Annotated in this window: 14 protein-coding genes; 8 read left to right on the top strand and 6 right to left on the bottom strand. The window is 66.7% G+C overall.

Going from position 1 to position 14498, the window contains the following annotated elements:
- The first annotated feature begins 21 nt into the window (after nt 1-21).
- From ftsA to lpxC, 4 genes are all read left to right on the top strand, one after another.
- Nucleotides 22-1254 (top strand): cell division protein FtsA, encoded by a 1233-nt coding sequence (ftsA, locus tag HMPREF3115_RS26415; protein ID WP_006400437.1) that lies wholly within the window; start codon nt 22-24, stop codon nt 1252-1254.
- A 144-nt stretch (nt 1255-1398) separates the two neighbouring features.
- Nucleotides 1399-2595: a cell division protein FtsZ gene (gene ftsZ / locus HMPREF3115_RS26410; protein WP_006400436.1), complete on the top strand. Its 1197-nt coding sequence runs from the start codon at nt 1399-1401 to the stop codon at nt 2593-2595.
- 187 nt (nt 2596-2782) lie between these two features.
- A complete protein-coding gene (locus HMPREF3115_RS26405) occupies nt 2783-3289 on the top strand; it encodes a peroxiredoxin (protein WP_006407636.1) in 507 nt (168 codons plus the stop codon).
- A gap of 240 nt (nt 3290-3529) precedes the next feature.
- Nucleotides 3530-4447, top strand: a complete 918-nt coding sequence (gene lpxC / locus HMPREF3115_RS26400; RefSeq protein WP_012214184.1) for a UDP-3-O-acyl-N-acetylglucosamine deacetylase — start codon at nt 3530-3532, stop codon at nt 4445-4447.
- Between the two features lie 76 nt (nt 4448-4523).
- Here lpxC and HMPREF3115_RS26395 read toward each other — a convergent pair whose 3' ends face one another.
- Entirely contained in the window at nt 4524-5006 is a 483-nt protein-coding gene (locus HMPREF3115_RS26395; protein WP_006400433.1) for a DciA family protein, read from the bottom strand.
- A 256-nt stretch (nt 5007-5262) separates the two neighbouring features.
- On the opposite strand from HMPREF3115_RS26395, the gene secA reads away from it, so the two are divergent.
- The 4 genes from secA to HMPREF3115_RS26375 all read left to right on the top strand — a co-directional run bounded on the left by secA (nt 5263) and on the right by HMPREF3115_RS26375 (nt 10793).
- Nucleotides 5263-8061, top strand: coding sequence for a preprotein translocase subunit SecA (gene secA, locus HMPREF3115_RS26390; protein ID WP_006407635.1), 2799 nt, complete (start codon nt 5263-5265; stop codon nt 8059-8061).
- A 143-nt stretch (nt 8062-8204) separates the two neighbouring features.
- The gene (argJ, locus tag HMPREF3115_RS26385) at nt 8205-9446 is read left to right on the top strand and encodes a bifunctional glutamate N-acetyltransferase/amino-acid acetyltransferase ArgJ (protein ID WP_070556753.1); all 1242 of its coding nucleotides are present in this window, start codon (nt 8205-8207) and stop codon (nt 9444-9446) included.
- 19 nt (nt 9447-9465) lie between these two features.
- Nucleotides 9466-10335: an ATP-binding protein gene (locus tag HMPREF3115_RS26380; protein ID WP_006407632.1), complete on the top strand. Its 870-nt coding sequence runs from the start codon at nt 9466-9468 to the stop codon at nt 10333-10335.
- Nucleotides 10332-10793, top strand: coding sequence for an NUDIX domain-containing protein (locus HMPREF3115_RS26375; RefSeq protein WP_070556751.1), 462 nt, complete (start codon nt 10332-10334; stop codon nt 10791-10793). Before HMPREF3115_RS26380 ends, HMPREF3115_RS26375 begins: the two co-directional genes overlap by 4 nt.
- Before the next feature lie 61 nt (nt 10794-10854).
- Here HMPREF3115_RS26375 and HMPREF3115_RS26370 read toward each other — a convergent pair whose 3' ends face one another.
- The 5 genes from HMPREF3115_RS26370 to HMPREF3115_RS26350 all read right to left on the bottom strand — a co-directional run.
- Complete coding sequence (locus HMPREF3115_RS26370) at nt 10855-11052, bottom strand: DNA gyrase inhibitor YacG (RefSeq protein ID WP_070556749.1); 198 nt, start codon at nt 11050-11052, stop codon at nt 10855-10857.
- A gap of 27 nt (nt 11053-11079) precedes the next feature.
- Nucleotides 11080-11835 carry a cell division protein ZapD gene (gene zapD / locus HMPREF3115_RS26365; RefSeq protein WP_006400426.1) on the bottom strand — a complete coding sequence of 252 codons (756 nt, stop codon included), beginning with the start codon at nt 11833-11835 and terminating at the stop codon, nt 11080-11082.
- Nucleotides 11836-11954: 119 nt separating this feature from the next.
- On the bottom strand, nt 11955-12563 hold the full coding sequence (gene coaE, locus HMPREF3115_RS26360; RefSeq protein ID WP_006407630.1) for a dephospho-CoA kinase: 609 nt from the start codon (nt 12561-12563) through the stop codon (nt 11955-11957).
- A gap of 3 nt (nt 12564-12566) precedes the next feature.
- Nucleotides 12567-13478, bottom strand: coding sequence for a prepilin peptidase (locus tag HMPREF3115_RS26355; protein WP_006407629.1), 912 nt, complete (start codon nt 13476-13478; stop codon nt 12567-12569).
- 45 nt (nt 13479-13523) lie between these two features.
- The coding region (locus HMPREF3115_RS26350; protein WP_070556747.1) for a type II secretion system F family protein at nt 13524-14498 on the bottom strand (975 nt) is incomplete at its 5' end.

The following is a 14498-nucleotide window of genomic DNA, read 5'->3' as shown; positions in this document are numbered from 1 at the left end:
GATCACACGCAAGAGCACTTTATGAGCAAAGACTACAAGGATCTGCTGGTTTCCCTCGACATCGGCACGTCGAAGGTGGTGGCCATCGTCGCCGAGCTGAAGGGCGAAGGCCATTACGAGGTGATCGGTCTGGGCCAGAGCGAATCGAAGGGTCTGAAAAAAGGGGTGGTGGTCAACATCGAGGCCACCGTGCAATCGATCCAGCGCGCGCTCGAGGAAGCCGAGCTGATGGCCGACTGCAAGATCACCAACGTGTTCACCGGCATCGCGGGCAGCCATATCCGCAGCTTCAATTCGAGCGGGATGGTCGCGATCAAGGACAAGGAAGTCACGCAGACGGACGTCGCGCGCGTGATCGAGACCGCGAAGGCGATCAACATCCCGACGGACCAGCAGGTGCTGCACATCCTCACGCAGGAATTCATCATCGACGGGCAGGAAGACGTGCGCGAGCCGATCGGGATGAGCGGGATCCGGCTGGAAGTGAAGGTGCACATCGTGACGGGCGCGGTCAGCGCCGCGCAGAACATCGTCAAGTGCGTGCGCCGCTGCGGGCTCGAGGTGAACGACCTGATCCTGCAGCCGCTCGCGTCGTCGCTCGCGGTGCTGACCGAAGACGAAAAGGATCTCGGCGTGGTGCTCGTCGACATCGGCGGCGGCACGACCGACATCGCGATCTTCGCGGAAGGCGCGATCCGTCACACGGCCGTGATTCCGATCGCCGGCGACCAGATCACGAGCGACATCGCGATGGCGCTGCGCACGCCGACGCCCGATGCGGAAGACATCAAGGTCGGCTACGGAATCGCGAAGCAGGCACTCGCCGATCCGGACGAGATGGTCGAAGTGCCGGGTCTCGGCGAGCGCGGTCCGCGCACGCTGTCGCGCCAGGCGCTCGCGGCCGTGATCGAGCCGCGCGTCGAGGAACTGTTCTCGCTCGTGCAGCAGGTCGTGCGCGAATCGGGTTACGAAGAACTGCTGAGCTCCGGCGTGGTCATTACCGGCGGCGCGGCGATGATGCCGGGCATGGTCGAGCTCGGCGAGGACATTTTCCTGAAGCCGGTGCGCATCGGTGCGCCCGAGTACGCGGGCGGTCTTGCCGACGTCGTGCGCAATCCGCGCTATTCGACGGCGATGGGGCTGCTCGTCGAAGGCAGCGCGCAGCGCATGCGCGGCCGCAAGGTTGCGGTGCAGTCCGGCAACGCGGGGCAGATCTTCTCGCGGATGAAGGAGTGGTTCCTGAGCAATTTTTAAGCGCCGCGTGGCTCGGCAAACCGAGCGTGCGGAGAACCGAATCGAAATTCGCGCTGGTGCCGGCGGCTGGCGCGCGACAGGGGGTTGCCCGATCTCCTGCCGAATAACGGCCGAGTAGCGGTAATTTTCTTGACGGAGGCAACAATGGAATTCGAAATGCTGGAAACCGAAACCAACGGCACCATCATCAAGGTGGTCGGCGTTGGCGGCGCTGGCGGCAATGCCGTGCAGCACATGATCAACCGCGGCGTGCAAGGCGTCGACTTCATCGTGATGAACACGGATGCGCAGGCGCTGTCGCGTTCGCGTGCACCGTCGGTGATCCAGCTCGGCAATACCGGCCTTGGCGCCGGCGCGAAGCCGGAAATGGGCCGTGCAGCGGCCGAGGAAGCGCGTGAGCGCATCGCGGACGCACTGCGCGGCGCACACATGGTGTTCATCACGGCCGGCATGGGCGGTGGCACCGGCACGGGCGCGGCACCGGTCGTCGCGCAGATCGCGAAGGAGATGGGCATTCTGACCGTCGGCGTGGTCAGCAAGCCGTTCGAGTTCGAAGGCGGCAAGCGCATGCGCGTCGCGGAAGCCGGTTCGCAGCAGCTCGAGGATCACGTCGATTCGCTGATCGTCGTGCTCAACGACAAGCTGTTCGACGTGATGGGCGACGACGCCGAGATGGACAAGTGCTTCCAGTGCGCGGACGACGTGCTGAACAACGCAGTGGCCGGCATCGCGGAAATCATCAACGTCGACGGTCTCGTGAACGTCGACTTCGAAGACGTGAAGACGGTGATGGGCGAGCAGGGCAAGGCGATGATGGGCACGGCGACGGTCGCCGGCGTCGATCGCGCGCGCCTCGCGGCGGAACAGGCCGTGGCGAGCCCGCTGCTCGAAGGCGTCGATCTGTCGGGCGCGCGCGGCGTGCTGGTCAACATCACGTCGAGCCGTTCGCTGCGTCTGTCGGAAACGCGCGAAGTGATGAACACGATCAAGAGCTACGCGGCGGAAGACGCGACGGTGATCTTCGGTGCGGTGTACGACGACGCGATGGGCGATGCGCTGCGCGTGACGGTCGTGGCGACGGGTCTGGGCCGTGCGGCGAAGAAGCAGCAGTCGGCACCGATGACGCTGCTGCGCACCGGTACCGACAACCAGCCGGTCAACGCGGTTTCGCACGGCTACGCACAGCCGCACCACGTCAGCACGGCAGACTACGGCGCGCTCGACACGCCGGCGGTGTGGCGCAACTCGCGCGAAACCGCGGCATCGCACGTGCAGGCGCTGCAGGAGAAGGGTGTCGACACGTACGACATTCCGGCTTTCCTGCGCAAGCAGGCCGACTGACGCATACACAGGCGAAGCCGCGGCGGTGTCGCCGCGGTAACGCCGGCGTGACGGATGCCACGAACCGCAACAGGCCGCGTCGAGACGACGCCGGGCCGGGAGACGTGCCCTCTTCGCTTGCGCGAAGCGGGGTGGGTCGTGCTGTCCGCAACATGCCGAAAAACCGTATCGCTATGAGGGACCAGCCATGATTCAAGTGGGCGACGCGCTGCCCGACGCGCAACTGTTCGAATTCGTCGACGACGCGCGCGAGGGCTGCACGCTGGGGCCGAACGCCTTCAGCGTGCGCGAACAGGTCGCGGGCAAGCGTGTGGTGATCTTCGGATTGCCGGGCGCTTTCACGCCGACCTGCTCGGCGCAGCATGTGCCGGGCTATGTCGAGCACGCGGAGCGCTTGCGCGCGGCGGGCATCGACGAGATCTGGTGCGTGTCCGTCAACGACGCATTCGTGATGGGCGCATGGGGACGTGATCTGCACACCGCGGGCAAGGTGCGCATGATGGCGGACGGCAGCGCGGCTTTCACTCATGCGCTGGGGCTGACGCAGGATTTGTCCGCGCGTGGCATGGGAATCCGTTCCCTGCGCTACGCGATGGTGGTCGACGACGGTGTGGTCAAGACGCTGGCCGTCGAAGCGCCGGGCAAATTCGAAGTGAGCGATGCGGCGAGCGTGCTCGCGACGTTGACGTCCTGATCGTGCGGTGCGCCGTTGCTTGCCGGCAACGCCGCCTACCGGGCTCAGGGCAGTTGTAACACGGGCCGATGACCGGAAACGCCTCCGTTCCGGGCATCGGCCCGTCCCGTATCGGCGCGGGTAAACAGTCGAAACAGATTGATACGCAGTTTCAAACGGCGTTGAATAGGGAATTACGCTATAATCACGCCTATCGAAGATAACTCCTGATTGGAATCTTCAATCAAGACAAAGAACATCATGCTGAAGCAGCGCACCATCAAATCGATCGTGAAGACCGTCGGTATCGGTCTCCACTCGGGCCGCAAGGTCGAACTGACGCTCCGTCCCGCCGCGCCGGGCACGGGGATCGTGTTTTCGCGCGTCGACTTGCCCACGCCGGTCGATATTCCGGCCAGCGCGATGTCGATCGGCGACACGCGGCTCGCATCGGTGCTGCAGAAGGATGGCGCGCGCGTGTCGACGATCGAGCACCTGATGTCCGCGTGCGCGGGGCTCGGCATCGACAACCTGTATGTCGACGTGACGGCCGAGGAAATCCCGATCATGGATGGCAGCGCGGCATCGTTCGTGTTCCTGATCCAGTCGGCCGGCATCGAAGAGCAGAATGCGCCGAAGCGCTTCATCAAGGTCAAGAAGCCGGTCGAAGTGCGCGACGGCGACAAGTTCGCGCGTCTCGATCCGTTCTTCGGCTTCAAGCTGAAATTCACGATCGACTTCCGTCATCCGGCGGTCGACAAGACGGGCCAGGCGCTCGAGGTCGACTTCGCGAACACGTCGTACGTGCGCGAGATCGCGCGCGCGCGCACGTTCGGCTTCGCGCACGAAGTCGAGATGATGCGCGAACTGGGCCTGGCGCGCGGCGGCAGCATGGACAACGCGATCGTGCTCGACGAGTACCGCATCCTGAACAACGACGGCCTGCGCTACGACGACGAATTCGTGAAGCACAAGATGCTCGATGCGATCGGCGATCTGTACGTGGTCGGCCATCCGCTGCTCGCGTCGTACACCGCGTACAAGTCGGGGCACGGGCTGAACAACGCGCTGCTGCGCGAACTGCTCGCACACGAGGACGCTTACGAGATCGTCACGTTCGACGATCCGCAAGCTGCGCCGAGCGGCTTCGCGTTCGATACGCAGACGGCCTTCGCGTAAGCGCGGCAAGTCGAATCTGTAAAAAAAGCGGCCTGCGGGCCGCTTTTTTATTGCGTTTCGCTTGCGCGCCGCGTGCTCAGCGCGGCGTCTTCTTCGCGCCGTGGCGCGCGGCCATCCGCGCGAGCGCGGCCTGCAGCGGCGACGGCGCGAGATGGTCGGCCAGATCGCGCAACGCGGCCGCGCCGGCCGGTGTCATGCGCGCCTGCTTCTGCGGCGCCGGTTCCGGCGCGTCCTTCGGCCGCACGCGCACGCGCAGCGTCGACACGGGCCAGCCGCGTTTTTGCAGATCGGCGAGCAGGCGCGGTTCGACCTGCCGCAAGCGGGCCGCGAGCGCGTTGTGGGCGGCAAAGAGGGTCAGGGTGCCGTCCTTCACGAAGCCCGGTTCGACGTGCGCCGCCAGATAGTCGGGCAGCAACGCGGCGAGGTCGCGCTGCAGCGACGCGACCTGCTCGACGCCGGCGCGCAGTGCGGCGAAGGCATCGGCGCGGCCGAGCACTTCGGACACGGGCTGCGGGCGATACGCGGGGAGCGGGCCGAAACGGTTGGAAAAGCGGGTCATCGAGTCATTCTTCGGGCGCGCACGCGCGCGGAGGTTGCCGCCGATTGTACTCGCGCCGGCCCGCGCCCGCGCGGGTTTCGGCGCTCGCGACGCGCATGCGGCGCGCAACCGGGATCCCGCCGAGACACGGGCGCGTGCGCCCTCGCGTGCTAAAATTCGACGTTTGAGTCCACCCATTCGCTAAGCCGCCGGGGCTCGGGCGTCGGGGCGCGCAACACGCGCCGGGCGCCGGTGCTGCGACGCAGGATCCGATCCGATGACAACCGGTTTTCTCCAGAAAATTTTTGGCAGCCGCAACCAGCGGCTCGTCAAGCAATACCAAAAGACCGTCGCGGCGATCAATGCGCTCGAAACGCAGATCGAGAAGCTGACGGACGACCAGTTGCGCGGCAAGACGGACGAATTCCGCCAGCGTGTCGCGGCCGGGGAGTCGCTCGACAAGCTGCTGCCCGAAGCGTTCGCGGTCTGCCGCGAGGCGAGCCGCCGCGTGCTGAAGATGCGCCACTTCGACGTGCAGCTGATCGGCGGCATGGTGCTGCACTACGGCAAGATCGCCGAAATGCGCACCGGCGAAGGCAAGACGCTGGTCGCGACGCTGCCCGTCTACCTCAATGCGCTGTCGGGCCGCGGCGTGCACGTCGTGACGGTCAACGACTATCTCGCGCAGCGCGACGCCGAATGGATGGCGCGCCTCTACAACTTCCTCGGTCTGTCGGTCGGCATCAACCTGTCCGGGATGGAGCACGACCAGAAGCAGCAGGCGTACGCGGCCGACATCACGTACGGCACGAACAACGAGTTCGGCTTCGACTACCTGCGCGACAACATGGTCTACGAGACCGGCGCACGCGTGCAGCGTGCACTGAACTTTGCAGTCGTTGACGAAGTCGACTCGATCCTGATCGACGAAGCGCGCACGCCGCTGATCATCTCCGGCCAGGCCGAGGATCACACCGAGCTGTACGTGCGGATGAACGCGCTGCCGCCGCTGCTCGAGCGCCAGATCGGCGAGGAGAAGGCCGACGGCACGGGCGTCGAGAAGCCGGGCGACTACACGCTCGACGAGAAGTCGCGCCAGGTGTTCCTGACCGAGTCGGGCCACGAAAAGGCCGAGCGCCTGCTCGCCGAGTGGGGCCTCATCGGCGAGGGCGAAAGCCTGTACGCGCCGCAGAACATCACGCTGATGCATCACGTGTACGCCGCGCTGCGCGCGCACACGCTGTTCCACAAGGATCAGCACTACGTCGTGCAGAACGGCGAAGTGGTCATCGTCGACGAATTCACGGGCCGCCTGATGGCGGGCCGCCGCTGGTCCGACGGCCTGCATCAGGCGGTCGAGGCGAAGGAGCACGTGAAGATCCAGAGCGAGAACCAGACGCTCGCGTCGATCACGTTCCAGAACTACTTCCGGATGTACGCGAAGCTCGCGGGCATGACCGGTACCGCCGATACCGAAGCGTACGAATTCAACGAGATCTACGGTCTCGAGACGGTCGTGATTCCGACCAACCGTCCGCCGAAGCGGATCGACAAGCAGGACCAGATCTACAAGACGGCCAAGGAGCGCTACGACGCGGTGATCCGCGACATCCGCGACTGCTACGAGCGCGGTCAGCCGGTGCTCGTCGGCACGACGTCGATCGAGAACTCGGAGCTGCTGTCGCACCTGCTGAAGCAGGCCGGGCTGCCGCACGAAGTGTTGAACGCGAAGCAGCACGAGCGCGAAGCCGCGATCGTCGCGGAAGCCGGCCGCCCGCGTGCGATCACGATTGCGACCAACATGGCCGGCCGCGGTACCGACATCGTGCTCGGCGGCAACGTCGAGAAGCAGGCCGCGTTCATCGAGGCCGACGAGTCGATTCCGGCCGACGAGAAGGCGCGCCGCATCCAGCAGCTGCATGACGAGTGGGAATCGCTGCACGAGCAGGTGAAGGCGGCCGGGGGCCTGCACATCATCGGCACCGAGCGTCACGAGTCGCGCCGGATCGACAACCAGCTGCGCGGCCGTGCGGGCCGTCAGGGCGATCCGGGCTCGTCGCGCTTCTATCTGTCGCTCGACGATCCGCTGCTGCGCATCTTCGCGGGCGACCGCGTGCGCGCGATCATGGATCGTCTGAAGATGCCCGAAGGCGAGGCGATCGAGGCCGGCATCGTCACGCGTTCGATCGAGTCCGCGCAGCGCAAGGTCGAAGCGCGCAACTTCGACATCCGCAAGCAGCTGCTCGAGTACGACGACGTCGCGAACGACCAGCGCAAGGTCATCTACCAGCAGCGCAACGAACTGCTCGAAGCGCACGACATCACCGAGACGATCACCGCGATGCGTCACAGCGTGATCGCCGACGTCGTCCGCCAGTTCGTGCCGGAAGGCAGCATCGAAGAGCAGTGGGACGTGCCCGAGCTCGAGGAAGCGCTGCGCAACGACTGGCAGCTCGATCTGGCGATTCAGGAAATGGTGAACGAGTCGTCGTCGATCACGGCGGACGAGATCCTCGACGCGGTGACGACGGCCGCCGACGAGCAGTACGAAGCGAAGGTTGCGCTGGTCGGCCGCGAATCGTTCAGCGCGTTCGAGCGCTCCGTCATGCTGCAGACGGTCGACCGCCTGTGGCGCGAGCACCTGGCGGCGCTCGACCACCTGCGTCAGGGCATCCACCTGCGCGGTTACGCGCAGAAGAATCCGAAGCAGGAATACAAGCGCGAGGCGTTCGAGCTGTTCGCAGCGATGCTCGAGGCGATCAAGCAGGAAGTCACGCGGATCGTGATGAACGTGCAGATCCAGTCGCCGGAGCAGCTCGAAGAGGCGGCCGAGCAGATCGAGGAGCGCAGCAGTCATCTCGAGAACGTCGAGTATCAGCACGCGGAGTTCGCGGAAGCCGGCGCGCCGGCGGCCGGCGGTGCGGCAGTCGCCGCGGCCGCCGCGACGGCCGACATGGTCGGCAGCGCGATGGCGCACAGCGGCCCCGGCGGCGAAATGCCGAAGGTCGGCCGCAACGACCCGTGCCCGTGCGGCAGCGGCAAGAAGTACAAGCACTGTCACGGCAAGCTGTCATGATCGGCGGCGCGGCGTGCCCTGTGCGCCGCGTCGTGTTGGCTTGACGTCAGTGATCTGAGTTGCGGCGGCGCGCGCGAGCGGCCGCCGGTTCGTCCAATCGATGCCGGCGCGCGCCGGCATTTTCCTTTCGGCAGGTGTGCCCCATGGCTGTCAATTTTCCGTCGATCGATCCCGCCCAACTGCGTCCCGTCGCCGGCGTCACGCTCGGCTGGGCCGAAGCGAACATCCGCAAGCCGAATCGCAAGGACGTGCTCGTCATCTCCGTCGACGAAGGTGCGACGGTCGCCGGCGTGTTCACCGAGAACCGCTTTTGCGCGGCGCCCGTCACCGTATGCCGCGAGCATCTGGCGAAGGTGCGCGCGGGCGGCGCCGGGATCCGTGCGCTCGTCGTGAATACGGGCAACGCCAATGCGGGCACGGGCGAGCCGGGCCTTGCGAACGCGCGCGAAACCTGCGTCGAACTCGCGCGTCTGGCCGGCATCGAGCCGTCGCAGGTGTTGCCGTTCTCGACCGGCGTGATCCTCGAACCGCTGCCGATCGATCGGCTGAAGGCGGGCCTGCCGGCCGCGCTGGCGAACCGCGCTGCCGCGAACTGGTACGACGCCGCGCAGGCGATCATGACGACCGATACGCTGCCGAAGGCCGCGTCGCGCCGCGTGACGATCGACGGCCACACGGTCACGCTGACGGGCATCAGCAAGGGCGCGGGGATGATCAAGCCGAACATGGCGACGATGCTCGGCTTCCTCGCCTTCGATGCAGCGGTTGCGCAGCCGGTGCTCGACACGCTCGTGAAGGAAGTCGCCGACCGCTCGTTCAACTGCATCACGATCGACGGCGATACGTCGACGAACGACTCGTTCATGCTGATCGCGTCCGGCAAGAGCACGCTGCCGGCGATCACGTCGACCGACTCGCCGGCCTACGCGGCGCTGCGCGATGCGGTCACGGCGCTCGCGCAGACGCTGTCGCAGCTGATCGTGCGCGACGGCGAGGGCGCGACGAAGTTCATCACGGTGCAGGTCGAAGGCGGGCGCAGCGTCGCCGAGTGCCGGCAGATCGCCTATGCGATCGGCCACTCGCCGCTCGTCAAGACGGCGTTCTACGCATCGGACCCGAACCTCGGTCGGATTCTCGCGGCGATCGGCTACGCGGGCGTCGCGGATCTCGACGTCGACAAGATCGACCTGTATCTGGACGACGTGCTCGTCGCGAAGGCGGGCGGCCGCAACCCGGCCTACCGGGAAGAGGACGGCCAGCGCGTGATGAAGCAGAGCGAGATCACGATCCGCGTGCTGCTCGGTCGCGGCGACGCGCAAGCAACGATCTGGACGTGCGACCTGTCGCACGATTACGTGAGCATCAACGCGGATTACCGCTCCTGATCGGGGGCGCTCGAACGACATGGACAAGCTCGAACAATTTCTGACGCGGGCCGAAGCGCTGCTCGGCCGCCTCGAATCCATGCTGCCGCCCGCGCCGGCAGCCGTCGACTGGAACGCGGCGCACGCGTTCCGCTGGCGCAAGCGCCAGGGGCGCGGCTATCTGCAGCCGGTGCCGGCCGTGTCGACGATCACGCTCGACGATCTGCACAACATCGATCGCCAGAAAGGGCTGATCGAGCAGAACACGCGGCAGTTCGTCCAGAAGAAGCCGGCCAATAACGTGCTGCTGACGGGCGCGCGCGGCACCGGCAAGTCGTCGCTGATCAAGGCGTGCCTGAACGCGTTCGCGAACGACGGGCTGCGCCTGATCGAAGTCGACAAGGACGATCTGCACGATCTCGGCGACATCGTCGAGCTGATCTCGCCGCGCCCCGAGCGCTTCATCGTGTTCTGCGACGACCTGTCGTTCGAGGACGGCGAGTCGGGCTACAAGGCGCTGAAGGTCGCGCTCGACGGCTCGATCGCCGCGCAATCGGACAACGTGCTGATCTACGCGACGTCGAACCGCCGCCATCTGCTGCCCGAGTACATGAGCGACAACGAGACGTACAAGCATTTGCCGGACGGCGAAATCCATCCCGGCGAGGTTGTCGAGGAAAAGATCTCGCTGTCCGAGCGTTTCGGGCTGTGGGTCAGCTTCTACCCGTTCAAGCAGGACGACTATCTCGACATCGTCGCGCACTGGCTGCGCCATTTCGGTTGCCCGGAAGCGGAAATCGAGACCGCGCGCGGCGACGCGCTCGTGTGGGCGCTCGAGCGCGGGTCGCGTTCGGGACGCGTCGCATGGCAATTCGCGCGCGACTGGTCGGGCCGCAAGGAGCAGGCATGAGCGGCGTCGATGGCGTGGCGTCCGCCGCGCACGCACCCGACGGGCGCAAGGTGACCGAAGTCGCGGTCGGCGTGATGGTGCAGTCCGACGACGCGACCGGCCGCAGCCTCTACCTGCTCGCGCAGCGGCTGCAGGGCAAGCCGTACGAAGGCTACTGGGAATTTCCGGGCGGCAAGCTCGAGGCCGGCGAGAGCGTCGAGGATGCGCTCGCGCGCGAACTGCACGAGGAACTCGGCATCGTCGTCACGGCGAGCCATCGCTGGCACACGCTCGAGCACGACTATCCGCACGCGTACGTGCGGCTGTATTTCTGCAAGGTCACGGGCTGGAGGGGCGAGCCGCACAGCAAGGAAGGGCAGGCGTTCGTCTGGCAGCCGCTGCCGGTCGACGTCGCGCCGCTGCTGCCCGCGGCGCTGCCGGTGCTGGCACTGCTCGAGCAGGAGGCGGCGTCACGCTGACGTCGCCGCGGCCGGCCCGTGCGGCCGGTCGCTTCGAATACCGGGCGGCGTCGCGCGCCGCTCAGTTGTCGCGGTGTTCGTCCGTGCCGTCCTCATCGGACAGCGGCGCATCGTCCGAGCCGCCGATCCGGTACTTTTCGGACGCCCATGCACCGAGGTCGAGCTGTTTGCAGCGGGCCGAACAAAACGGACGGAATTGATTCTCGGGCGTCCAGCGCACTGCTACGCCGCACGACGGACATTTGACAACGGTAACCATACGAAAAAACGATCCGGCACGCGGCCGTTACAGATTGCACAAGGTCAGCTGGAACGGCACGTCGATGTCGACCGCGCGCGGCCGCACGTCGCCGTCCTGCATCGTGAACCGCACCCAGAGCATGTACTTGTTCGCGCTCGCTTCCGGTATCACGTGCAGTTCGCGCGGCACACGCACCTGCATCAGCTGATAGCTGCGGCCGGACAGCATCTGCTGATAGCTGCCCTGCATCGCCATCACTTTCGACGCCTGACCCGATTCGCGCGCGAGCCGCAGCACGATCGTCGCCGCGTCGCGCAGCGGCAGCAAAGGCATGATCCACTTCGCGATGTCCTGGCGCCGCTGCTCGGCGGGCCATTGCTGCCATGCGTAGTACGACGGCAGGTCGAACTTGCAGGTGCCGCCGGGGATCACCGCGCGGCTGCGAATGCTCGCGAGCCATTCGTTGTCGACCAGATGCTGCCCCGTCTTGCCCTGCATTTGCGCGAGATTGGCGAGCGTCTGCTCGATCTCGCCGAGCACGGCTTCGAGCGCGTTCTGTTCGATGCCGGGATTGCCGCGAAACGGCGCGAGCGTCTGGCGCTGACGTTCGAGCTCCTTCATCAGATCCGATTTCAGGTCCGCGCGGCCCGTCACCTCGGCGATTTCGAACAGCGTCGTCAGCGCGACGTGATGTTCCCGCGGGTCCTCTTGAGCCAAAAAGAACGCGAAGCGCTCGAACAAGTCTTCGAGGCGCAGCAGCGTGCGAATTCGCTCATTGAACGGATACTCGTAAAGAATCAAGCGCGCTCGCCTCTCGGATAGGGATGGAAACAATGCAGGACATTCTAATGCTCACACTCTACCCTAGCAACGCGCCAATTTCGTACGCCATCACGAGTGCGCGCGCGTTCAGCGCATCGTTAGCGCATCGTTGCCGCGTGCTGCAGATAGCGTTGGTGCAGTGCATCGACCTGCGCGGCGAGTGCCGCCGGCGTCGCCGCGTCGTTGACGATCACGTCGTCGGCCGCGGCAAGACGCGCCTCGCGCGTCGCCTGCCGCGCGATGATCGCTTCGACCTGCTCGCGCGTGAAATCGTTGCGCCGCATCACGCGCGCAATCTGGGTCTCGACCGGACAGTCGACGACGAGTATCCGGTCGGCACGCGCCTTCCAGTTGCCCGATTCGACGAGCAGCGGCACGACGTAGATCACGTACGCGCCTTGCGCTTCGCGCGCTTCGCGATCGGTTTCCGCGCGGATCAGCGGGTGCGTGATCGCTTCGAGGCGGCGGCGCGCAGCGTCGTCGCTGAAGACGAGCGCGCGCATCTTCGCGCGATCGAGCGAGCCGTCGGCGGCGACGAAATCCGGCCCGAACGTACGCTCGATCTCGCGCATCGCGAGACCGCCCGGCGCGGTAATACGGTGCGCGATCACGTCGGTATCGACGATCGACGCGCCGCGCGCGGCAAACAGATCGGCGACGGTCGTCTTGCCGCTGCCGATACCGCCGGTGAGTCCCACTGAAAACATGTGTCAGCCTCCGAGCGCGGAATAAAAAGGGGTGCCGAAAAACAGCGTCGCCGCCCCGCCGGCCGCAAGGAACGGGCCGAACGGAATCGGCTCCTCGAAACGCATGCGGCCGCGCCAGGTCGCGACGAGCCCGACGAGCGCGCCCGTCACGGCTGCGAACAGCACGACCTGCGGCAGCGCGGCCCAGCCGAGCCACGCGCCGAGCGCCGCGAGCAGTTTCAGGTCGCCGAAGCCGATGCCCTCGATGCCGCGCAGCCATTTGAACAGCCAGTAGATCGACCACAGGAACAGATAGCCGGCCATCGCGCCGATCACCGCCGAACGCAGCGACGCGAACGTGCCGCCGAGATTCAGCACGAGGCCGGCCCACAAGAGCGGCAGCGTCATCGAGTCGGGCAGGTAGCCGGTGCGCATGTCGATCGCGCTCATCGCGAGCAGCGCCGCGCACAGGCCGAACGCGGCCAGCGCGGTGCCCGTCATCCCGAAGGCCGCGAGCGAGCCGGCCGCGAGCAGGCCGCCGGCCAGCTCGACGAGCGGATAGCGCGCGCCGATCGGACGGCTGCACTGCCTGCAGCGCCCGCGCAACAGCAGATAGCTGACGAGCGGGATGTTTTCCCACGCGCGCAACACGTGGCCGCAATGCGGGCAGGCGCTGCGCGGACGGCAGAGGTCGTAGCGCAGCGGATAGCCGTCGTCGGGTGCGGCCGCCGCATTGCCGGTTGCGTCGGCAATCTCGCGCTGCCACGCGCGCTGCATCATCACCGGTAACCGGTGCACGACCACGTTGACGAAGCTGCCGACGCACAGGCCGAGCACGACCGCGAACGCATACTGCGCGGCAGGCGGCAGCATCGCCAGGGCGAGCAGCGTGCTCTCGGGCGCAGAAGAGGCGGCGTACAGGGGCGCGGGCGTCATGATGCTGAGGGGTTCCGACAAAAAGGGCGACAGTGCGCTGCGATGCTACACCACGTTGCCGAGCTGAAGGATCGGCAGATACATCGCGATTACGAGCCCGCCGACGAGCGCGCCGAGCACGATCACGATCAGCGGTTCGCCGAGTGCGGCCAGCGTGTCGATACGTGCGTCGAGCTGATGTTCGGACAACGTCGCGATGTCCGCGAGCATCGTGTCGAGCGCGCCGGTTTCTTCGGCGACGGCGATCGGCTGCACGATGTCGTCCGGGAAGCAGCCGCTCGCCTGCATCGCGTCGGCCAGGCGTGCGCCGCGCAGCACGCGCGCGGCGATCTGCGTGCTCGCCCGTTCGAACACGGGGTGGCCGGCCGTTCGTTCGAGCGTCGCGAACGCGTCGGCGAGCGGCACGCCGGCGCCGAGCAGCGTCGCGAGCGAGCGGCACCAGCGCGCGGCCGCGTATCGCGTCAGCGTGTCGCCGATGAGCGGCGCGCGCAACGCCTGCCGCGCGAGCGCGTATCGCAGCGTCGGCGAGCGCCGCAACGCGTATTGCGTGGCGAGCGCAGTTGCGGCGGCGCCGGCGGCCAATGCGCCGCCCGATGCCGACAGCGCGGACGAGAGCGCGAGCAGCGCACGGGTCGGCGCCGGCAGCGCGGTGCCGAAACCGTCGAAGATCTGCCGGAAGGTCGGCACGACCCACACCATCAGCGCGGCCGCGATCGCGAGTGCGAACAGGATCACGACGGCCGGATAGGCGAGCGCCGTGCGCAGCTTGCGCCATTGCGCGTCCGCACGTTCGCGATGCTCGGCGATGCGCATCAGGACCGTGCCGAGTGCGCCCGACGCTTCGCCGACCTCGATCAGTTGCCGATACAGCGTGCCGAACTGCGACGGGTACAGCGCGAGCGCGGCCGCGAAGCGCTGCCCGTCGACGATCTCGCGCGCCAGGCCGGCGGCGATGCGCGGCAGGCCGCCGTGCGTGCGCGTGCGCGACAGCATGTCGAGCGCCGGCGCGAGCGGCAGGCC

The sequence above is a fragment of the Burkholderia sp. HMSC10F09 genome, assembly GCF_001806955.1.
Classification (GTDB): Bacteria; Pseudomonadota; Gammaproteobacteria; order Burkholderiales; family Burkholderiaceae; genus Burkholderia; species Burkholderia multivorans.
The sequence above is the reverse complement of the archived record's forward strand: the minus strand, read 5'-3'. Positions and strand labels throughout refer to the sequence as shown.